The sequence below is a fragment of the Acaryochloris marina S15 genome, from assembly GCF_018336915.1.
GTDB classification, from domain to species: domain Bacteria; phylum Cyanobacteriota; class Cyanobacteriia; order Thermosynechococcales; family Thermosynechococcaceae; genus Acaryochloris; species Acaryochloris marina_A.
Map to the genome: position 1 here is coordinate 3,210,856 of NZ_CP064923.1, position 21,506 is coordinate 3,232,361.

The 21,506-nt window shown below is 46.1% G+C and carries 16 protein-coding genes and 2 pseudogenes; 4 read left to right on the plus strand and 14 right to left on the minus strand.

The window, feature by feature from the left end:
• Positions 1–527: 527 nt before the first annotated feature.
• Together I1H34_RS14935 and I1H34_RS14940 are read left to right on the plus strand one after the other, a co-directional pair.
• A complete protein-coding gene (locus I1H34_RS14935; RefSeq protein WP_212661843.1) occupies positions 528–1,499 on the plus strand; it encodes an NAD-dependent epimerase in 972 nt (323 codons plus the stop codon).
• Positions 1,500–1,976: 477 nt separating this feature from the next.
• Entirely contained in the window at positions 1,977–2,351 is a 375-nt protein-coding gene (locus tag I1H34_RS14940) for a response regulator transcription factor (RefSeq protein WP_212661844.1), read from the plus strand.
• Positions 2,352–2,356: 5 nt separating this feature from the next.
• On the opposite strand, the gene I1H34_RS14945 is transcribed toward I1H34_RS14940, so the two are convergent.
• From I1H34_RS14945 to I1H34_RS14955, 3 genes are all read right to left on the minus strand, one after another.
• Positions 2,357–4,537, minus strand: a complete 2,181-nt coding sequence (locus tag I1H34_RS14945; RefSeq protein WP_212661845.1) for a PAS domain S-box protein — start codon at positions 4,535–4,537, stop codon at positions 2,357–2,359.
• 156 nt (positions 4,538–4,693) lie between these two features.
• Positions 4,694–5,065: a PIN domain-containing protein gene (locus I1H34_RS14950; RefSeq protein WP_212661846.1), complete on the minus strand. Its 372-nt coding sequence runs from the start codon at positions 5,063–5,065 to the stop codon at positions 4,694–4,696.
• A gap of 92 nt (positions 5,066–5,157) precedes the next feature.
• The gene (locus I1H34_RS14955) at positions 5,158–5,559 is read right to left on the minus strand and encodes a hypothetical protein (RefSeq protein WP_212661847.1); all 402 of its coding nucleotides are present in this window, start codon (positions 5,557–5,559) and stop codon (positions 5,158–5,160) included.
• Positions 5,560–5,758: 199 nt separating this feature from the next.
• Here I1H34_RS14955 and I1H34_RS14960 point away from each other — a divergent pair, with 199 nt between their 5' ends.
• Together I1H34_RS14960 and I1H34_RS14965 are read left to right on the plus strand one after the other, a co-directional pair.
• Positions 5,759–6,337: a hypothetical protein gene (locus tag I1H34_RS14960; protein ID WP_212661848.1), complete on the plus strand. Its 579-nt coding sequence runs from the start codon at positions 5,759–5,761 to the stop codon at positions 6,335–6,337.
• A gap of 66 nt (positions 6,338–6,403) precedes the next feature.
• Entirely contained in the window at positions 6,404–7,585 is a 1,182-nt protein-coding gene (locus tag I1H34_RS14965) for a GNAT family N-acetyltransferase (RefSeq protein ID WP_212661849.1), read from the plus strand.
• 239 nt (positions 7,586–7,824) lie between these two features.
• Here I1H34_RS14965 and I1H34_RS14970 read toward each other — a convergent pair whose 3' ends face one another.
• The 11 genes and pseudogenes from I1H34_RS14970 to I1H34_RS15020 form a co-directional block, all read right to left on the minus strand.
• The gene (locus I1H34_RS14970; protein ID WP_212661850.1) at positions 7,825–9,507 is read right to left on the minus strand and encodes an IS1634 family transposase; all 1,683 of its coding nucleotides are present in this window, start codon (positions 9,505–9,507) and stop codon (positions 7,825–7,827) included.
• A 173-nt stretch (positions 9,508–9,680) separates the two neighbouring features.
• A pseudogene (locus tag I1H34_RS14975) lies at positions 9,681–10,028 on the minus strand (IS1-like element ISAcma4 family transposase); the annotation flags it as partial.
• Between the two features lie 24 nt (positions 10,029–10,052).
• Complete coding sequence (locus I1H34_RS14980) at positions 10,053–11,381, minus strand: ISNCY family transposase (protein WP_212661733.1); 1,329 nt, start codon at positions 11,379–11,381, stop codon at positions 10,053–10,055.
• Between the two features lie 73 nt (positions 11,382–11,454).
• Positions 11,455–11,811 (minus strand): annotated as a pseudogene (locus I1H34_RS14985) (IS1 family transposase); the annotation flags it as partial.
• 89 nt (positions 11,812–11,900) lie between these two features.
• Complete coding sequence (locus I1H34_RS14990; protein WP_212661851.1) at positions 11,901–12,962, minus strand: acyl-CoA dehydrogenase family protein; 1,062 nt, start codon at positions 12,960–12,962, stop codon at positions 11,901–11,903.
• An 83-nt stretch (positions 12,963–13,045) separates the two neighbouring features.
• Positions 13,046–15,733, minus strand: coding sequence for an ATP-dependent chaperone ClpB (gene clpB / locus I1H34_RS14995; RefSeq protein ID WP_212661852.1), 2,688 nt, complete (start codon positions 15,731–15,733; stop codon positions 13,046–13,048).
• Positions 15,734–15,897: 164 nt separating this feature from the next.
• A complete protein-coding gene (gene rfbC / locus I1H34_RS15000; protein WP_212661853.1) occupies positions 15,898–16,455 on the minus strand; it encodes a dTDP-4-dehydrorhamnose 3,5-epimerase in 558 nt (185 codons plus the stop codon).
• A complete protein-coding gene (gene rfbA / locus I1H34_RS15005) occupies positions 16,452–17,333 on the minus strand; it encodes a glucose-1-phosphate thymidylyltransferase RfbA (RefSeq protein ID WP_212661854.1) in 882 nt (293 codons plus the stop codon). The genes rfbC and rfbA overlap by 4 nt, the downstream gene beginning before the upstream one ends.
• 89 nt (positions 17,334–17,422) lie before the next feature.
• On the minus strand, positions 17,423–18,490 hold the full coding sequence (gene rfbB, locus I1H34_RS15010) for a dTDP-glucose 4,6-dehydratase (RefSeq protein WP_212661855.1): 1,068 nt from the start codon (positions 18,488–18,490) through the stop codon (positions 17,423–17,425).
• Positions 18,491–18,623: 133 nt separating this feature from the next.
• Positions 18,624–19,247, minus strand: a complete 624-nt coding sequence (gene cysC / locus I1H34_RS15015) for an adenylyl-sulfate kinase (RefSeq protein WP_212661856.1) — start codon at positions 19,245–19,247, stop codon at positions 18,624–18,626.
• A 14-nt stretch (positions 19,248–19,261) separates the two neighbouring features.
• The gene (locus tag I1H34_RS15020) at positions 19,262–21,490 is read right to left on the minus strand and encodes a GumC family protein (protein WP_212661857.1); all 2,229 of its coding nucleotides are present in this window, start codon (positions 21,488–21,490) and stop codon (positions 19,262–19,264) included.
• Positions 21,491–21,506 lie beyond the last annotated feature (16 nt).

The window sequence follows — 21,506 nt, forward strand, 5'->3', positions numbered from 1 at the left end:
AAATATTTCTCCAATGCAGACTTAAAATCGTAGCTTCATAGATTTATATTTTCTGTAAAACAAGATTTCAAGGATGTTTAGAGACTATATTTTTAAACTCATTGTCCTGAATCTAAGGGGAAACACTAGCATTAACCCTTAAAAAAATATATCCAGGCAACAAAGTATCAAAAATATTCTATAGGAAGATAATATTGAGCACCCTGTTTGTTAATCAACTAATCATTGAATAACTCATTTATACAAATAGATTATCTTCAATACCAATAATCTTTTTCTCAAATATGTCACCTCCTTTTTTTCATCGAACATACCCATAACTCAATGCAGTTGAGAATTATGGAAAACTCTGGCATGACAACCAAGGTTTATACATTCTGAGTCCCTGAGTTATACTCGTTACTCAAGGTAAATTCACCATATTGCGAAAGAAAACAGAGTCCCTACCTTGTTAGGTTGACGGCTGGACGGGATATCGATCTCTCCTGTAAGGGAACTATGAAGTTAGTGAATGGAGATTATTAACCATGCGAGTTCTGGTTACAGGTGCAGCTGGTTTTATTGGTTACCACTTATCTCAACGCCTTTTGCTAGACGGAGCACAGGTATTGGGAATCGACAATCTCAATGACTACTATGCAGTCGATCTCAAAACGTCACGACTCGCTCAATTGGAATCCAATCCTAATTTCCAGTTCCAACGCCTAGATCTCAGCGATCGCAACGGTATGGAAACACTTTTTGAGAGCAATACGTTTGATGGTGTGATTCATTTAGCTGCTCAGGCTGGAGTTCGCTATTCTCTGGAAAACCCCCATGCTTATTTAGACAGTAACCTGGTGGGCTTCCTACATATTCTTGAAGGCTGTCGCCACAGCAAAATAGCCCATCTGGTTTACGCTTCTTCTAGCTCTGTGTACGGTGCCAATAAGAAAGTCCCCTTTTCCGTAGAAGACAATGTGGACCATCCCGTCTCTTTATATGCCGCCACCAAGAAATCCAATGAGTTAATGGCCCATTCCTATAGCCATTTATATCAAATACCGATTACCGGACTACGATTCTTTACGGTATATGGCCCCTGGGGACGACCCGATATGGCTTACTTCAAGTTTGTAGATGCGATCTCAAATAACAAATCCATCGATGTTTACAACCATGGAAAAATGCAGCGAGATTTTACCTATATAGATGATGTAGTAGAAGGCATTATCCGAGTTCTCCATCAACCTCCAAACCTAGATACCACAACCCCTCCTTATAAGCTCTACAACATTGGCAACAACCAACCCGTAACGCTGATGCGTTTTATTGAAGTCATTGAGACTGCCATGGGCAAAGCAGCAGAGAAAAACTTTTTACCCATGCAGCCTGGAGATGTACCGGCAACCTATGCAGATGTGGATGCCTTAATGAATGACGTTGGATTTCAACCCAAAACCCCAATCGAAGAAGGGATTCAAAAATTTGTAACTTGGTATCGCAGCTATTATCAATAGCGATATTCAAACATGAATAGATATCTCTCTGTTTTTCTATATCTGCCAGAAGCTTCAGCAAAGATCGTGAATTGACTCTAATGAGATCAGGGTGGAATCAGATCTTGGCGAAATGCGACATACTTTTGGCAAGTTGTTAGTTGATCATTTTCGGCTTTAGGTTGTAATTCTTGAGCCCTGCGGCTTAGATCTTGACAGTGCAAATTGAGGCCCATTGCTGATGGGTGAACGGTCAACCCATATCAGTTCTTATCTAAATCACAGAATTCCATCAGGAGAACCTCAGTCTCTTTGATTAGCTTAGTAAGCATCAAGGGTAAATCGCTTACTCCAAAAAACAAATACGCCACCGTTATCTGTCTCAAAGCGCATGTCGATAGCAACTTACTATCCGTTATCCAATATATGCCCCTAACCCATGCGATGGACTCTGACGATGGGAAACACGCTGCCACTAAAATACTCAACCCTAAAACAATGAACCCCCATATATTGCTAGTTGAAGATGAAGTCAGAATTGCTCAGCTCGTTGAACTGGAATTGTCCGATGCAGGGTATCAAGTCAATATTGCCCATGATGGCCAAGTCGGTCTAGAACTTGCCCAGGCTATCCAACCGGATGCCATCGTGTTGGATTGGACATTGCCAAATTTGACGGGCTTAGAAATATGCCAACAACTGCGAGCCGCCGGAAATGCTGTTCCCATTGTGTTTGCTACCGCCATGGATGATCCGCCCCACCGTCAAGCCGCAATGGCTGCAGGTGCTAATGCCTATGTGGTCAAACCCTACAGTATTCATGATTTAATGGAGACCCTTACAGCTCAGCTCCCCGCCTGCGTTGCCGCGTAGAAACGCTATGGAGATTTGACTGTGGGTAAAGACACGGTGACGGTAGTACCACTGACAGCTGAAGACTGAATCACTAACTCGCCGCCATGGGTTTCCACGATCCGCTTGGTAATGGCTAGTCCCAAACCATTTCCAGATGACTTAGTGGTAAAAAATGGCTTCGTCAACTGGGGAAGCACATCTGCTGGAATCGGATCGCCCCCATTATTGACCGCAATTTTGACCTGATCTTGCAGCGCTACAATCTGAACTTGCCAACTAATGGGCTCGCCTTGGGGAACAGCTTCACAGGCATTACTGACTAAATTAATAAAAACTTGCTTCAGTTTATCGATATCGGCTTCCACCCAAGCTGGCTCAGAAGCAGGCATCAGTTGAATGGGACGATCTTCGGCACTGGGCATTTCTTGTAAGGTAGGCAGCATATCGGCAAAAAACTGATTCAGCTCCACTGCGGTTGTATCTAATTTTTGCTGTTTGGCATAGAGCAAAATTTCATTCAGGAGCCGTTGCAGTCGTTCTGACTCCTCTAAAGCCAACTGCAATCGCAGTTTGGCCCGGTCTGGTAAGTCCATGCGCTGAAAAGAGTTCAATCCCATCAGCACGGTTGTCAAAGGATTACGAACTTCATGGACAATCATGGCAGCCAGCTCACCAATTTCGGCGAGTCGCTCTCGATCCTTTTCCGCTTGTCGTCGCTCCGTAATATCTCGCGCTAGGGCCAGAAGTAACTGTTCTTCTCCCGCTTCAAATAACCCTAACCGAACTTCGACTGGAAACTGGCTGCCATCTTTGCGCTGATGAGTGCCAATAAAAGTGAGGGGATCTTTGGGCAACAGTCGCTGCCATAGATTCGCAAAATCGTCGTCTGACAAACTCTTTTGGATATCGGGTACGCGGCGTTGTAGTAACTCGTCACGGACATACCCCAAGTTGGCACAGGCCTGTTGGTTGACATCTACAAACTGTCCCTGTTCATTGACGACGTAAATGGCATCAACGGCCTGGTCTACCAGCATCCGAAATCGGACTTCGCTTGCCTCTAATGCAATCTCGGCTTCTTTGCGCTCGGTAATGTCATTGATGACAGAGAGAATACAGTCTTGGTCATTAACCTTTAGCTGTTCGGAGGAATAGAGGACCGTCTTTTCTTTGCCGTTGCGATCGCACAGTCGATACTCATAATTGCGAATAATGCCATCCTTGAGAATGGCCTGAATCATTTGCATCCGATCCGTTGGATCTGCCCATAGATCAAGTTCTAAGCTGCTCCGACCTAACACCTCTGAAGCCGTCAACCCAAACAAGTCCAAAAAGCTGTCATTCACTTCCACCAGACGACCATCTTCAAGGGTGCTCATGGTGATGGGGTTAGGGCTGGCCCGAAAGGCTTTGGAAAATTTCTCTTCTGATAACCTGAGGTCAGATTCTGCCTGCTGCCGTGATGCGATCGCATCGCGAATCTGATTAAACATCTGCTCGAAAGCTTGGATCACATCCCCCAGTTCATCATCCGGGGGATTCTGGGTGGATTCAAATTCTGGCGGTGCACTTCCCGGTGGCGTTGCTAAGAATGTCCCCGCTTGGAGAAGATCTTTGCGCAGCTGCAAGATGGGCGCAATCACAAAGGACTGCAGAACAATCATGGTGGCTAAGGACACAAACAGGGAAATAATGACGACCAGGCCAATGATCCGAGCAATAAACTGATTGAGTTCGTTTTGGACATTGCTGGCATCGTGGCGAACAATCAGCACATATTTATCGAGCAAGGGCATGGGCCAGGTGGCATCGTATCGTTGTTGCGATCGATTGAGGAATGTTTCTTCTGACCGCCGGGTGACCTGCTCAAAAGTAAGCTCGGGCTGCTCACCAAACTCCCCCACTTTGGTGCCATCGGTGCGAAAGAGTATCCCACCCGTCACGGCTGGATTTTGTTCAATCACCTCAAGTTTGTCTAGGACCGTTTGATCGGTGATTTCATTTTCTTCATTGGCTAGTACACCTGTGGCTTTTGCGGCAGAAATATCGGTGAGATGTTTGAGGAGTTCGGCTTCGCGCCGGTAAACGGAAGGGATAAGAATAACGGCTTCAATCGCAATAATGCTCAGAAAGACCCATAACTCAATTCGTCGTGAGAGACGGGCTTGGAAAAGTTGGGTAAAGGGAGAAAACCGAAAGGGCACTACAACGCTCAGCTAAAACTGATTCTCATTATCCCTGCTAGGGGGCTGGGTTTTATGAGTATCGAATTGGCATTAGCCTGCGAGAATCGATCCAATCCAAACTAATTCACTTATAAATCACCTTAAGCTCTCCCAAACAACCATGCAGTAGAGACTCTAAGCATCTAGAGGAATATCTTCCCAATCTTCTGCTGGCGTATATCTTGCGATGTGTTTGACATTTTTGGTGACAACCCTAGAGGGTAGTGAGTTCTCTTGAGCAATCACAATAGATGTAGCAGCCAAAATGACATCTGCATCTAATGCTTCATTACTTGCTGTTTGTTGTCCAGTTTGTCTAGCCCAAGCCCAAAGCTGACTTGCTTTCCTCATTATTTCTGTTGAGATCGGGATGTAAGCCAAGTTGAGAGATCCATCCAATCGACAAAACTCATCTAAGCGCTGTACGCTCTTGGGTCTATCCAGCCTTAACAGTTCGCGGCGGACTTCATAATAGGCAATTTCTGGAATGGCAATGATATGACCCATTTGAACTGCCTTTTTTAGCCACTGGCTTAATATCACATGCTCTTGATTGGGATTAGTAAGCTGACTCAATGGACTACTGTCCAAGACAAAGATCATGAGCCAAATATTTCTGCAACCAAAGTCGATGAGTCATACATCTCTTGCTCATCGAATCGTTCGTGCCATGAAGCGAACAAATCATCTAGAGCTGAGATTGTAGCCTTGACTCTCTCATTGCTATCGATTATTCCCTGCACTGCTTGAAGATATACCTTTAATCTCTGAATATCTTCTGAGGATAAAAATTCAGCATATCTGTCTCTAAAGCTTTTCAAGCAACTAGCGATTTCTACTATAGCTTTCGCATGTTCTTCAGGATTAGTGATTTGAGAATACGCTTGTGCACGCTCTCCCATCGAGCACCATTCTGAATCAGCCATTTTTCTGATGTCATCTGGGATACCAGTAAACTCTAAGGAGTCAGTAAAAGTATTCGAAGCTAGTTCGACAACCATAGAAAATAGAATTTTCGTACTCTGCTCCCATCTTTACATACCTAATTCAGATCCTCACACCATGTTGAGGTCTGAGTTCAAAGACTCCCACTGCAACGTTTTCCAACAACAAGAAATTAACCTTAGAATCCAATTGAGGCTGGACCGTTCAGATTTAATCTAATGAGGGCATAAATAGTGAAGTGTTAGAGGAGCAGTGATGTCTCACATGAATATCAAGCGCATAGTGGTGGGTTGCATAGGTGCGATCGCAACCACAATCACCCTATACACAACCCCCGTATCAGCCAATGAACTGACCGAAGTGTTAGCGGATACCCCCATGCAGCTTCAACTTAAAACCCTAGACAGAAGCTGGCAGCGGCTGAGTTTGAACCAAGAGTCCTTGGGACCCGCAATGCTATTTGGTATGTCAGGGCTTCTCGAATCTGCCTTGAGAACCAATATCTATTACACCCAAGGCCAAACCATTACCCTGGGCAAGCAAAAATATCTTGTGACCTACCGTCCTGAAGGCAGTGGTATGACGCTGACTGAATTACTCAAAAGCAACCGAAATCGGTCTCCAGAATCTCTAATCAAAGCACTTACACCCGATACACCGCTTGTGCTCTCTTTGATTAATCTTGCTAAGATCGAGAGCCTCCAAGACATTCAGCCCTTTGACCTACAAAAAGAAATCAGAGAGTCTAAGGAAGCCATTCCTGAAGACACCAAATCAAAGGATAAACCCAAAGTATCTCCTGAGCCCACTCAGCCTTCGTCTAAATCCAAATAGCGGTTGGGTTACCATACCCTAATTGAGCGGTTTCCATTACCTTAGAAACAGTTCATTTTTTCATCTATGGTAACCCAACCCCAACCTCGCTACTCCGTTCAGTGGTTTGAGCAGATTGGACAGATTTCACAGCAAGCTTGGGATGATTTGGCTATCCCCTTAAAAACGCCCTTTTTAGAGTGGCACTGGCTCAATAATTTGGAGACGTCTGGCAGCGCGATCGCCCGCACAGGATGGTTACCCCAACACCTCACCGTCTGGCGGGATCAGACCCTGGTGGCAGCGGCCCCACTCTATGTCAAAGGCCATAGCTATGGTGAGTTTGTGTTTGATCACCAGTGGGCAGATGTGGCCTACCGCATGGGGATTGAATATTACCCCAAACTCTTGGGGATGACCCCCTTTACCCCTGCGGAGGGCTATCGGTTTCTAATCGCCCCGGACGAAGATGAAGACATGCTGACTGGGTTGATGGTCCAGGTGATTGATGGCTTTTGCGCCCAGAACAATTTATCGGGCTGCCATTTCTTATTTGTCGATCCAGACTGGCAACCTGTGATTGAACGCCATGGGTTTAAGGGGTGGCTGCATCACAGCTATATCTGGCAGAATGAGGGCTTTTCCACCTTTGACGATTATCTTGGGGCATTCAATGCCAATCAACGCCGCAACATTAAACGGGAACGCAAAAGTATTGCCAAGGCGGGATTAGAACTCCGAACCTATCAAGGAGATGAGATTCCCGATTTTCTCTATGGGCGGATGCACCACTATTACGAAGACACGTGTGAAAAGTTTATGTGGGGCAGTAAGTATCTGACCCGACGATTTTTCCTAGATCTGCAATCCACCTATGGGGATCGGGTTATCTTTGTAGCGGCTTATCCAGAGGGAGAGATTCAACAACCCGTAGGAATGTCTTTTTGCTTAACGAAGGGTGAGCAGCTTTATGGTCGTTATTGGGGCAGCGATCAGGAGTTTGACTGCTTACATTTTGAGGCTTGCTATTATTCGCCCATTGAATGGGCAGTCGCTCAAGGGATTCAGCGATTTGATCCGGGGGCAGGGGGCAGGCATAAAAAAAGGCGGGGGTTTCGAGCAACACCAAACTACAGCTTGCATCGATTCTATAGACCTCGTCTTCAACAAATTTTTCATCACTATATTGATGAAATTAATGAGGATGAACAGCGAGAGATTGACCATATTAATCAGGAGTTACCTTTCAAGCAGAAAACTGAATCCTGATTCGAACTTGAGTTTTGAGAGGTTTAACAGTCCTGTTCATCCCATAGCCAACGGTAAAAAAGACCCGTGTCCCTGCAGTTCAGGATGAAAATCCAAGCAATTGCTGTATACAGAGTGGGCGGTTTGACGGTTCATATAGGAGCTACTACTCGCGAGAGTAGTGAAGTCTAGCCTCCAAAAGTAGAGACCCTGAAATTTTTCATCAGTCTTTCAGTTCTATCCTACATTCAGCAGGCTAGCTAGCAGAGCAGATAATATTTTTTACAGCCCTTCCCAAGGAACGGCAAGATAAGTTGCTGCCTGCTGTTGAGCTTGATGAGATGCTTGGCACCATCAAGCCAAACTAAATGGACGGCCTGAAAGCATTGGAGAATCCAACGTAACGTAGGTTTCATAGTTTGTTTCCCCTTCTGATTAGGGAGAGTTGTTTGTACTTGTTCTAGTGCATTTCTTAACTGTCGTTGTCCTAAGCTGTAGACCATCAAACACAAGGCCATGATCATGGCTAAGGCAGCGATACGCCGAGGTGTCTTCAGGAAAACACTAGAGGCAAAGAAGAGTGGATCTTTGATAAAGCGAAAGCCTCCTTCACACGCCTGCTGGTTCTTATACTCGCGCAGAATATCATCATTGCTCCATTGCTCTTGTTCCAAGAGATTGGTGGCTAAGATGAAACGACCTGCTTGCCGCCGATAGCGTTCGATGACTGGCTCATTGAGGGTTAAGGTAGCCTCAATAGAATAGGTGTAGTGAGTCACAACCGTTGCTTTTGTCGGTCGTCCAGCCTTTGAATAATGAGGTTTTTTGTGGATTTTGAGATCGTCAAGGGTGTGATACCTGAGGATTTTGCCAAAATCTTGGGCTGCAGCTAAAGCATCTGCAGGGCACAAGAAGGTCTGTTTGCAGAGGGTTTTAAGTGCAGTAGTTTTTTGGCTAAACGCCTGATCAATCCGCTTTTGCACTTGTTTGAGTCCAGAGTCTCTGCGAGCTTTACTTTCAACCACCAGCCACCGTTGTTGAATCTCTCCATAGGTACTACATACTTCGACAAAGCTATAGCCGTTGAGAGCACTGGGGTGAAACTGTGAACCCGGCAGCCCTTGTAATAAGTCTTGGGCTGCCGTTGAACTTGCTGGAACTCGGCTAATCCAAGATGTACTTCCTAATGCTTGCAGATTGTCGGCACTGTAGAGGGCACTATCAGCAACAATCACCTCTGGCTGTTGCTGACTCCACTGTTGCTTAAATTCATGGATGATAGGCACAAACGTACTTTTGTCCGCATCATTACCGTTGCCCACTTGTAAAAATAAAGGAATACCCCCGTCCCCACTCACCAGTAGGTTCAATACAAACTGCTTGAGATCACGACGATTGTCCCGTGAGTAGCCGTAGGTGATTTTCACGGGTATCGGCTCCTCTGATTCAGCCAGTGCAGGGGAGGGGGACTCAGGTGCAGAGGGGGATTCGTCTGACGCCTCAACCTGTGGTTTATCTAAGTATTGCCCCTCAACACTAAGGCTTGTCGCATCTAGATGCGCACACCTTAGAGCTACATCGAATTTCTGAACGACTGCCATTGCCACATGGATAAATATCTGGGTCACACCATAGGCATAGAGCTTGTCGAGGACTCGACCGATACGGGTATCGTTGAGGTGCTCTGGCAGTACACCTTGACCGAGTAAGTGCTCGGTTGCTTTGCTTTCGAAAAACTCACTAAATAAGTACAATGGAGCACTCAAAAAGCCCATACCATTTAGAATCAGGGCTTTGACAACTTGACCACAACTAACATTCTCTTGCTCGTGAGTACCTAATAATCGATCCACTATTTCGACAATGCCGATCTCATCGACGATACCGGCAATAATACCGAGATGGTCAATATCCTGAACGTCTATCTCTTGAGGTGAATACATGGACTTGCGTTGAGAGACAACCTCAAAATTATCCCTTGATGGTTAGTACCTGCTGAATGTCGGTTCTATTGAGTTTTCCCAAGAAAACAGTTTTCTCCCCTCAGAATGGGGACCAAATGCAGAAAATGAAACCTTGGTACAAGATCTTCGGCGTTGCTCAATGACGGGATGACTCACGCAGGAATAGGTACTTCCCCAAACTTGAGATAGTGGATCAATAGTCGAATTGAATGCTTGAGCATGTCCACCGATTTTGAATAACATAAAGTCTTGCGATGGAGCCGTGCCAAGTAATGTCGTAAACGTGTGTTTTCTCCCTCTACTCGTGTCATGTAGGTCTTGCTAACAATCTGGTCACCCTCTGGGATAAAGCCTGGATAGACGGGATTGCCATCACTGACCCAGAAAAAACATTGCCAACAGACGATTGCTTGCCATAACGGTCGAAAGGTCTCAGCACTATGGTCACCCACAACCCAGCCTAGAATGCCGGGGTGAAAATGATCCACCGCAGTCCAAATCCCAGCAATTGTAAATTCAATATTTCATGAGGTATCGGCTGCTATTCGAGGCTCTGGATCATCCAACATAAACTGGAGCAAATGCTCCCAACTCTCAAAGAGCAAGTATTTGGTCAAAGTCTGAATATCGTGAAAAAAGCCTTGTCGGGTTCCCCGTTGCTTTCGCATGCGTTGATAAGTGGAGTCCACCAAGTGCAAGACGGTATGAAATAAGAATGCCAACAGGTTGAGTACCAATAGCACAGCAGCAAGGTTCTTCTGACCATGACCAAAATTATGTTCTAAGTGATAGCCCTTGGTTTTGAGGACATTGTGTCCTTCATTCTCCGCTTTCCATCGGGCACGTCCAGCACTGACAATCTCGGCCACACTTTGGTCATTGATGAAATGGTGAGTAATGAACGCGTTGTGATACATAGTCTTTCCATCAGCAGCACGAGTAACAGAGACTTCGCACCAGTTGACCATCACTGCTGGTAGCTCCTCACGCAGGGGGATGCGATTGTAATAGCGATACTGACAAATTTCATGATAGCGACCGTTCCAGCCCCGAGTCTCTAGATGCTCAACATCTCCAATACCTTCTAAATACTCTACCCATTCATATAGCTCTGGATGGGAGGAGGGCAAACAGACAAAAATGAAGTTCAACTCATCCTCTAAACAAGTCTCCACCATCGGTTGACGGCTATAGAGGTCATCGCCAAGAACCGTAATCTTGGCTCCGTCAAACCCTTGAGCATGCCCCTTGATCCACCGTTTGGCCGCAGCGGTTTCACTATCCTGTTTCTCCGCACCATCTTGAGGACGAATGAACTCTGGGGCCAGAGAAATGACATGTTCAATTTCCGGACAAACGAGGACGGGCAACACGGCGGTGTGCGTATAGGTGACACTCCCATCCCGATGGGTTTTGGTAGAACACTGATCGCAACAAATCCGGTTTGAGGAAAAATACTCGCTGCCGTCTAGCCCTACCAACAGGTGTCCACCTAGAACCTTATATTGCTCTAGATAACCTCGTCGTAGGAGAACGCTATAAATTTGATAAAAAATGGGAAACAGAAGACGAAATGCGATCAAGTCCAAAACATTCTTGATTTGGTTGCTCGTGGGGAGTTCTGTTAACTCAAAGAGGGCTTGGGCGTTGTCACGACCATGACGACTATGAACATGGCGTTGGTACTCCAGAAACGAAGGACATTGCATAAAGAAGACAGCAAATGCGCCTAATACAATATCTTTGAGACTAAATTTGGTGCCATTACTGGGTTGACGTGGATCATCGAGGTGCTCAATGAGCTGATGTAGCCAGTGCAGTAAGAGAGGGAAATTTAGAACACCTTCATTCATCGTCTGGGGCTCTGCAAGTGTATGAATACATCCTCAACGACTACAACCTAGCTTGCCAAAATTTTGAATTTACAATTGCTGTCCAAATCCAGACCTTGTTGCGTTTTTGGCCCACAAAGGTTTCGAGTTCGTCTAACTCTCCTACCTGTGGGATATCGTCGGGGTTATAAGCATCAGGTAATAGAGCACCAACTTGTTGAACCCATTGAATCACAGTAGTATGAGCAACTCCGATGACTCGTTCAATGCCCTGAAAGCCCATCCCATTGACATACATTCTCAAGCACAGGCGTTTCGTCCAATCACTGTATCCACGCTTTGAGTAAGTTGAAAGAAACTGTCGTCCACAGGTCACACAGATATGGTTTTGCTTGCCTCGACGATGCCCATTCTTATGGATATGTTGACCACCACATTCTGGACACTTCATACAGACACCTCATGATGTTCGAAATAGTCATGAGTTTATCCTGACGCAATCAAATTCATCCCGTCATTGAGCAACGCCAGATCTTCAGATCAGGAACTTGAACGAACCAACTGGGCCAACGAAGCTTCCATAACATCCGTCGTTTGCCCAAACACCGAGAAAGCCAACGCTTCCCGATAGACCCGTTGGGCAGGATGGCCCATCAAATTGGCTCCACCTCGCCCACTAATGACAGCCGCATGGGCACAGCGATTGGCCAACTCAATCGCCCAGGCTCTAAGTTGCAGACGTTTAGGCAACGTTAATTCAGAGGTTTGCTGTTCCTGATAAATAGCCTGTCGACACGACTGCAGCTCCTGGTCCAATAACTGTCGAGCAGGTTCCACAAATTCCGGTAGCTTCGGACTAGAGAGAATATCTAAAGCAGCCTGAGCACATCCCAAAGCAAAAAAGCTATGGTGCAAACTATTTTTTGTATCGTTAGAGTGAATCCAGTCCGGTGGACGCATCACCACAACCGCTTCCTGCGAAAGTTGCCAGCGATTCAACCGTACCTTCACCGTTTGCGTAGCCCCCATCGCCGCCAAAGGCAGTGGATCACTACAAGTCATCATGCCGCTAGATTGAGAAACCGTTGCCAAAGGCACCAAGCCAAATACCGCCCGTCCATCCGCCAGTTGGGCTCCCACAATAAAGTGATTAAAACAGCCATATCCCGTTACCCAAGGAACTTCACCCGTAATTTCATAACCTGCATCCGTTGGAATCGCTTGAACCGGGGGCGGATTCTGGCGACGCAGATGGGAAAAGCCAATACCAATCAACACCTTACCGCTGCTCAGATGGGGGAGATATTTTTCCTTCAGAACTGTATTGGTACTTCGGGCAATAAGTGAGGCCGCACTTTGATGTTGGGTTTGCAAAAATGCCAATGCACCTGAATAGCGACTGACCAGTTCTTGAAACTGGCGAAATGTCAGTTCATCGAGATCTTGTCCACCCCATTCCTGATGTACTCGCAGCCCCAGCAACCCCTGACTTCCCAACTCATATAGGGCCTGAAACAAGGACTCAGAACTTTGGTCAATCTGCATCGCTTGCGGCGCAATCATCCCCCGCAAAAAGTCTTCAGCCTGCTCAAGAAAAGTCATTCAATCTGCCTCTACAGACTCACACAGCCCAAGACCAAGGGCTGAGCGCAGCCAAAGCCCGGTGCAACAAGACACTAGACCACTCAGGAAGCCGCAGAGGCCAGCTCTTCTTCTTCTGACTCTTCTTCTTCCTCAATTTCTAAAGTCGTTCGTGGAGCCTGAGACAAGATCAGCCCATCCTCATCCCAATCCACCAGAATGGTGTCACCACTGGTAAACGTATTCTCCAGAATCTTGGTGGCAATCGGATTTTCTAGTTCCCGCTGCAAGGCTCGCTTCAGGGGACGGGCACCGTAAACCGGGTCATATCCCGCTTCTACAATATGTTCTAATGCCTCATCCGAAATCTGAATCGCCAGCTTCTGTTCTGCTAAAAGTGCTTCAATCCGCTTCAACTGAATCTTGACAATCGATCCGAGCTGTTCCCGATTGAGGGTATGGAACATGGTGATTTCATCAATGCGGTTGAGAAACTCAGGACGAAAGTGCGATCGCAACGCCTCCAACACCTTCATCTGCATCTCTAGATACCGTTCTTCTTCCTCCGAGGATTCGGTAATATGCTCACTGCCAATGTTGCTGGTTAAGACAATAATCGTATTGCAAAAGTTGACGGTTCGTCCTTGGGCATCTGTGATCCGACCATCGTCCAAAACTTGCAGCAGAATATTAAAAATTTCCGGGTGAGCCTTCTCCACCTCATCCAACAACACCACCGAATAGGGACGACGGCGCACCATCTCCGAGAGCTGTCCGCCCTCTTCATACCCCACATATCCCGGAGAAGCACCGACTAAGCGGGACACAGCATGCTTTTCCATATATTCAGACATATCAATCCGAATAATGGCATCTTCCGTATCAAACAAGAACTGAGCCAAAGCCCGGGCCAGCTCCGTTTTACCCACCCCAGTCGGTCCCAAAAACATAAAGGAACCAATGGGACGATTCGGATCTTTCATTCCCGCTCTGGCTCGGCGGATGGCAGCCGACACCGCTTCAACGGCATCTTCTTGACCAATCACCCGCTCATGGAGATGATCTTCCAACTGCAATAACTTCTGACGTTCTGACTCCAGCAACCGACTCACCGGAATGCCCGTCCAGTTAGCCACCACTTCGGCGATATCTTCTTCCGTCACCTCTTCCCTGAGAAGCGTTGGCCCCTTGGCGCGAATCGCCAATAGCTTCACTTCACGCTCTTCCAAGTCCTGCTGCAAGGTCGCCATGCGGCTGTAGGTGAGCTGCACCGCTTTCTCATGGTCAAACTCTCGTTCAGCTTTTTCAATCTCAACTCGAACTTGGGCTTCCTGCTCTTTCAGGTTATTAATTTCTTCCAGAACCTGCTTTTCAGTTTGCCACTGGTCTTCCAAAGACTGGCGCTTGGGAATCAGCTCATCAATCTCAGTAACCACCCGATGTAAATGATCTTCCGAAGATTCATAAATACCGCCAAGGCTAGAGCGGTTCTGTTCCTGCTCTAGAGACATCTTTTCCATCTCTAGCTGCATTACTCGCCGTTCGATTCCCTCTAGTTCACTGGGCTTCGAGGTCATTTCCATCTTCAGCTTCGCTGCCGCTTCATCCACCAAATCGATGGCCTTATCCGGCAAAAATCGATCAGCAATATAGCGATCTGACAAAACAGCTGCAGCCACTAGTGCTGAGTCGGTAATTTTGACATTGTGATGAATTTCATATCGATCTTTCAAACCCCGCAGGATTGAAATAGCAGAATCAACATTAGGCTGGTCAATATAGACCTGTTGAAACCGGCGCTCTAAAGCCGCATCCTTTTCAATATACTTACGGTATTCATCCAGGGTAGTAGCCCCAATACATCGCAACTCACCTCGAGACAGCATCGGCTTTAGCAAATTGCTGGCATCCATCGAGCTTTGCCCCGACCCTGCCCCCACCACAGTATGAAGTTCATCAATAAACAGAACAATCTGACCATCAGAATGGGTGACTTCCCGCAAGACGGCCTTGAGACGATCTTCAAACTCCCCGCGATACTTTGCACCTGCAATTAAACTTCCCATGTCCAGGGTAATAAGCTGCCGATTCTTCAAGGATTCCGGCACATCGCCATTAATAATTCGCTGGGCGAGACCTTCTGCGATCGCAGTTTTCCCCACTCCCGGTTCACCAATCAAAACGGGATTATTTTTCAACCGTCGAGACAAGACCTGAATCACCCGACGAATTTCATCATCACGACCGATCACCGGATCAAGCTTTCCAGCTTTAGCCCGCTCCGTCAGATCGCGACCATATTTTTCAAGGGCATTGTAGCGAGACTCCGATTCTTGATCGGCCACCTTTTGTGTCCCGCGCATTGCCTTAATAGCTTTCTCAAGATCCGTACGGGCAATCCCCTGATCTCGCAGCAAAGACTGTCCCACCCGACCATCTTCAGCAAAAGCCAACAAATAATGGTCCACCGAAATAAACTGATCCTCTCGGGCTTGCCTCAGCGCATCCGCCTGATCGAGAAGGCGATCCAATCCTGGACCTAAAAATAACGCCGTTCCTTCGTCAACCTTTGTCTGCCGCTTAGCAAAAGCCGTTAACTGTTGCAGAATTTGATCAGCATCAACCTTAGCCTTGCCCAAAATCTTATTGGCTAATGGCTCTTCCTCTAATAGAGAAATAGTTAAATGCTCAACCTCTAGCTTGTTATTACTGAACCGCCGTGCCACATCCTGAGACTTAACAATAGCCGTCCATACCTTGTCGGTAAACTTATCAGGATCAGTAGGTTGCATACAAAAAGGAGACGGCTTAGCCTGAATTTTTTTCAGGACTAGTATAACAAGCTATCCCGTTGGATACGGTAAGGCCGTGAAGAGTTCACACAGACCATCGTCAGTTTGCTATTTCAGTCTCTTCGATTGCGCCTTAACATCCTTTAGTGCCATATCCGCTAAACCTAAGCGATTGCAAACCTAGGCAAACAATCCATCAGCTCCGATAACTTAGGCAATGCAGTGTCTTTATGGGAAAGAATAGGCTGGTCAATGGGCCAGTCAATTGCCAAGGCAGGATCATCCCAAGCAACACCTTGCTCATCCGCTGGATTGAAAAAATCACTGCATTTATATATAAAGTCTGCCGTCTCGCTCAGGACACAAAATCCATGGGCAAAACCAGGTGGAACATACATCTGCTTGTTGTTTTCACTAGAAAGATACTCACCAAACCACTGTCCAAAATAGGGTGACCCCTTGCGGATATCGACTGCTACATCAAAAACCTCCCCCGAGCTGACCCTGACTAATTTTCCTTGGGGATATTTCAGCTGATAGTGGAGCCCCCGCAATGTTCTATAAGCAGAACGAGAATGATTATCTTGCACAAACACCTCATCAATCCCAGATGTTCTATACCGTTGGTAATGATAGGTTTCCAAGAAAAAACCACGTTGGTCAGAAAATACACGCGGTTCTATCACTAAAACACCGGGCAAAGGAGTTTCTATCACATTCACAGGGGTTGATCTCCCTCTTCCAAAACTCTTAGGAGATACTCTCCATAACTGTTCTTGCACAAATCTTGACTCAATTCTTTGACCTGATCTGCCGAGATATATCCCATCCGATAGGCCACCTCTTCCACACAGGCAATCTTCAAGCCTTGTCGTTGTTCCATCGTCTCCACAAAAGCAGCCGCTTGCAGCAAACTTTCGTGGGTACCCGTATCGAGCCACGCCACCCCACGACTCATCTTCTCAACTTTTAATTGTCCTTGTTGGAGATAAGTAGTATTCACATCCGTTATTTCCAACTCTCCTCTAGCAGAAGGTTTCAAAGCTTTGGCAATATCAATCACTTGGTTGTCATAAAAATACAGCCCCGTCACCGCATATTGAGATTTCGGATGCTGAGGTTTTTCCTCAATATCTGTAACCTGACCCTCTTGATCAAACGCTAATACCCCGTACCGCTGTGGATCCTTGACCCAATAGCCAAACACAATCCCCCCCTCAGTCAGCCGCGATATTTTCTGAAGTCGCTCTGCTAAAGCCGCTCCATAAAAAATATTATCTCCAAGGATAAGGGCAACAGAATCATCACCGATAAAATCTTGGCCAATAATAAAAGCTTGGGCTAAGCCTTCAGGCTTGGGTTGCTCAGCATAGGAAAGGGCTAATCCCAGCTGATGACCATCTCCAAATAATCGCCGAAATAACGGTAAGTCCTGAGGGGTAGAGATAATCAGAATCTCCCGAATCCCCGCCAACATTAAAGTTGAAAGAGGATAGTAAATCATGGGCTTATCGTAAACAGGCATTAACTGTTTAGATAACACCCGAGTAATGGGATAGAGTCGAGTACCTGAACCGCCAGCCAGAATAATTCCTTTCATCCGTATTATCTCGGCAATATATAACTGCAGCGTCCTTTCTTCAGACTATGCCCATCTAGTTAGGGATGTATAACATCTGCAAACGTCTCTTATGTTTTGTCTGCCGATAATCCCAATCGCTGGCGTTCATACTGGTCAGATGTAACCTGCTCACACCATGCCTGATGGTCTAGGTACCACTGCACAGTTTTCCTTAATCCAGACTCAATCGTGACTTGCGGAGACCAGCCCAGATGTTGCTTAATTTTAGAAAAATCTATCGCATACCGTCGATCATGCCCCGGTCGATCCTGCACCAAGGTAATTAAATTTGCATGGGGTACATGGGCTGAATGGGGGAGAAGATCATCCAAAATCGCACAGATTTGTTGGACAAGCCAGAGATTTGTTTTTTCCGTGTCTCCCCCAATATTATAGGTTTCGCCAGTTTTTCCTTTAGTCAAGACCAGATCAATGGCTCGACAGTGATCCTCAACAAAGAGCCAATCTCGGATATTTTGCCCATCCCCATACACAGGCAAAGGCTTGCCCTCCATTGCATTCAAGATCATCAAGGGAATTAACTTTTCTGGGAATTGATAGGGGCCGTAGTTATTGGAACAGTTCGTAATTAACGTTGGCAGATGGTAAGTATGAAAATAAGATCTCACGAGGTGATCAGAGCCGGCTTTAGAGGCGGAATAAGGACTATTAGGCGCATAAGCTGTCGTTTCCGCAAACGGTGGATCCTCAGCCGACAGGGAACCAAAAACTTCGTCAGTCGAAACATGCAGAAATCGAAAGCTGTTTCGTTCCGGCAAAGCGAGTTGCTGCCAGTAGGACCGGGTAGCCTCTAGGAGATTAAATGTGCCAACAATATTAGTTTGAATAAAGTCATCTGGGCCATCAATGGAACGGTCCACATGGGTTTCAGCCGCAAAATTGAGAATGGCACTAGGACGATACTGAGTCAGCAAGTCTCCAACAAGCTGACGATCACCAATATCTCCTTGAATAAAGATATGGTCGGGATCAAACTCCAGGGAATCTAAAGTAGATAAGTTACCTGCATAGGTCAACTTATCTAGGTTCAATACCAAGCTTTCATGATTCTGCCGCTTCCGCAAAACATAGTTTGCACCAATAAAACCGGCCCCCCCCGTAACCAGAATTGTCATGATGATTTATTTTTCGGTGATAGGTTCGTCAATTTGCCCTAGCAAAAATAAGAAAATTCAATTAATTTCACTTGCAGAGGGCAAACATTTCACCATTGGTGAGTCGCAAGACCTCAGATACTTACTATCTCGCTCAATTGGCGACCGATGCGGGTTGAAAAGCACCCCGTTCCTGTAAAAATTCAATCACCTGCTGGGCACAAGCCTCCAGGGAATCCTCCCCCGTCTTCACAATGATCTCTGGCTCTTCAGGTGGCTCATAGGGTGAAGAGATACCTGTGAAGTTAGGGATTTCACCCGATCTCGCCTTCTGATATAGCCCTTTAACATCTCGTTCTTCACAGACTTCTAAACTGGCTTGGCAATATATTTCGATAAAATCACCTTCTGGAACCAATTCACGAACGCGATCTCGATCGGCTCGAAATGGAGAGATAAATGCCGACAGGACAATGATGCCAGCTTCAGTAAAGAGTTTAGCGACTTCACCAATCCGGCGAATATTTTCAACGCGATCTTCGCTAGAAAAACCTAGATCTGCGCATAATCCATGACGGATATTATCTCCATCGATGACAAAAGTTCGGCAGTTCATCTTACACAGAGCATCTTCAACGGCATGGGCCAGAGTAGACTTGCCTGCACCAGATAGTCCCGTAAACCAAAGGATGGTACTAAAGTGGCCATTTTGATCCTGCCGGTTCTGGCGAGTAACGGTAGACTGATGCCAGACAACATTGGAAGATTTCTTAATCATAATAAGTGAGGGATTTAGGAGCGCTCTACAGCATTAACATCAGCTTTTTTCTTCTTTTTCTTGGCTTTTGACTGTTCGCCCCCGGAATTCTCTCCATAATAATCTTGAGCATAGTAGTAATAATAACTATCTGGCTCATTTTCAGGGATGACACCATTAATGACGAGTCCCAAAACCTTTTGGCCAGAACGCTCTAAGGCATCTTTAGCAGATTGGGCAGAGCCAGAGTCTACTAGACCTGGACGGGTGACTAGGAGAATACCGTCCGTCATTTTACCGAGTAGAAGAGCATCTGCAGCAACTGCTAACGGTGGAGAATCAATCAGCACGTAATCATAGGCTTGATGAAATTCCTCAAGCAATACGGCCATGTGATGGGAGTCAATTAAAGGGACTGGATTGGGGGGGGTAACCCCTGCCGTCAGAATATCGAGCTGATCATCCTCGGGTCGGATGGCTTCATGCCAGTCTTTTTGCTCCACTAAAACATTGCTCAATCCCAAAGTATTGGGCAACTCCCAAACCTGGTGCTGAGAAGGGCGTCTCATATCAGCATCAATGACTAAGACTCGATGCCCCAGTTCACCCAGTGCTAAAGCTAAATTAGCCACAACTGTTGACTTCCCTTCTTTAGGGATGGAACTGGTGACCACAAAAACCTGCACATGATGATCTGAGCTTAAGAACTTAAGATTAGCCTGAAGCATGCGATAGGATTCACTCACAGAAGAGCGAGGAGACTCTCGAACCACCAAATCTGGGGTAGGGCGATCCAACCCCTTGCGGGTCATCTTTTCAGCATCTTTCAGTAATGGAATATTTCCTAAAACTGTATAGTCAAATAGCTCTTTTGCCTCTTGGACAGTCTTAACAGAAGTATCTAAGGCTTCAAGAAGCAATGCAGTCCCTAGTCCCAGCAATCCTCCCAGGAAAAAACCAACAGCCAAGTTAAACGCTTTGCGGGGAGAAACCGGTTCTTTGGGCTCTAATGCTGCTGCAATAATGCGGACATTACCAATATTCTGGTTCTCACTAATCGTAATTTGCTGCAACGCTTTCAATAACTCTTCATAAGTCGTTTGAGCTACGATTCTATCCCGTTCAAGAGCAATTAATTGCTGCTCTAATTTAGGTATTACGCCTTGTCGACGTTTGTTTTCAGCTTGTGTTTGAGCCAGAGACAACACTTGTTTCTCCAAACCTAAACGATCCACTTCAGCTTGGACCAAAGCATCCGTCAAAGATTGTCGAGATTCTCCTGCTTGTAGATTACGAAGAGGCTGAGGTTGACTGGTCTCGACAATCTGGCTTGTTTGCTCACCTAATACGCCTTTAAGAGCAGTTCTTCTATCTTTAAGGTCAAGAATGGTGGGATGGTTAGGTTGAAATACTTTTAGGGCTTCAGCAAGTTTTCGCTCGTTCTCTTGGTAGTTAGCCAAGGCTTGTTGAACCACTGTCGATTGGCTCAAAGCATTGATGTCTTCCCCTTGCTGGGGAGAAAGCCCCAACTTATTTCTAAGGGCACGGCTTTTTGCCCTTGCATTAATTAGGAGACTTTGCATCTTAGCCGTTTCTTGGTAAAAGTTGCCTTCAACCTCTACAGAAACCTTAGCTTCTTCTTCTAAGGCAATAATTCCGTTCGCTTCCTTAAACCGTCGTAAGGATAGATCCAGATTTCTTAGTTTTGCGGCAATCTCTGGAACCTGTTTTTCAATAAACACCCTTGCGGAGGCCGCTTCAGCTCGGTTCGTCTCAATATTGTTCTTGAGATAGTCATCCATCAGCCGATTCACAACATCAGCAGACTCTTTAGGATCAATGCTTTTGTAGGTAACGTTTAAGACATCAGTATCTTTAACATTAAAAACCGTCAAGGCTTCCATGAAATCCTTGGTTTCTAGGGGGGAATCCTTATCATCGACTAACTTCAACGCAATAATAGTTTGTCGTAAAATCGGCTCTGAGCGAATAATTTCCGCTTCTGTCTGGACCGGACTACTCTTGGTAGACAATGCTTCTAAGCCACCCAGCCCCCCAATTTCCAAATCAGAAATTGATGCACCACTTTGCTTCTTAAGTAAAAGCTTGCCCTCAGCCTCATATACAGGCTTTTGCAAAAATGTTGCCAATGCGGTCAGAACAAAAACCGAGCCAAATACAGCTGTTGCAGGTATCCATCGACGTCTGAGTATGCGGAGGTAGTTGCGGATATCGATGTTTTCATCTGTATACTCATTACTCATTGGCGATATAGGGGTC

Excerpts from the sequence above, each read along its gene's own strand:
- I1H34_RS15020 (WP_212661857.1), bottom strand. The coding sequence starts at position 21,490 with ATGAGTAATGAGTATACAGATGAAAACATCGATATCCGCAACTACCTC.
- I1H34_RS14970 (WP_212661850.1), bottom strand. The coding sequence starts at position 9,507 with ATGTATTCACCTCAAGAGATAGACGTTCAGGATATTGACCATCTCGGT.
- rfbA (WP_212661854.1), bottom strand. The coding sequence starts at position 17,333 with ATGAAAGGAATTATTCTGGCTGGCGGTTCAGGTACTCGACTCTATCCC.
- rfbB (WP_212661855.1), bottom strand. The coding sequence starts at position 18,490 with ATGACAATTCTGGTTACGGGGGGGGCCGGTTTTATTGGTGCAAACTAT.
- clpB (WP_212661852.1), bottom strand. The coding sequence starts at position 15,733 with ATGCAACCTACTGATCCTGATAAGTTTACCGACAAGGTATGGACGGCT.
- I1H34_RS14955 (WP_212661847.1), bottom strand. The coding sequence starts at position 5,559 with ATGGTTGTCGAACTAGCTTCGAATACTTTTACTGACTCCTTAGAGTTT.
- I1H34_RS14965 (WP_212661849.1), top strand. The coding sequence starts at position 6,404 with ATGGTAACCCAACCCCAACCTCGCTACTCCGTTCAGTGGTTTGAGCAG.
- I1H34_RS14950 (WP_212661846.1), bottom strand. The coding sequence starts at position 5,065 with ATGGGTCATATCATTGCCATTCCAGAAATTGCCTATTATGAAGTCCGC.
- cysC (WP_212661856.1), bottom strand. The coding sequence starts at position 19,247 with ATGATTAAGAAATCTTCCAATGTTGTCTGGCATCAGTCTACCGTTACT.
- I1H34_RS14980 (WP_212661733.1), bottom strand. The coding sequence starts at position 11,381 with ATGAATGAAGGTGTTCTAAATTTCCCTCTCTTACTGCACTGGCTACAT.
- I1H34_RS14960 (WP_212661848.1), top strand. The coding sequence starts at position 5,759 with ATGTCTCACATGAATATCAAGCGCATAGTGGTGGGTTGCATAGGTGCG.
- I1H34_RS14935 (WP_212661843.1), top strand. The coding sequence starts at position 528 with ATGCGAGTTCTGGTTACAGGTGCAGCTGGTTTTATTGGTTACCACTTA.
- I1H34_RS14990 (WP_212661851.1), bottom strand. The coding sequence starts at position 12,962 with ATGACTTTTCTTGAGCAGGCTGAAGACTTTTTGCGGGGGATGATTGCG.
- I1H34_RS14940 (WP_212661844.1), top strand. The coding sequence starts at position 1,977 with ATGAACCCCCATATATTGCTAGTTGAAGATGAAGTCAGAATTGCTCAG.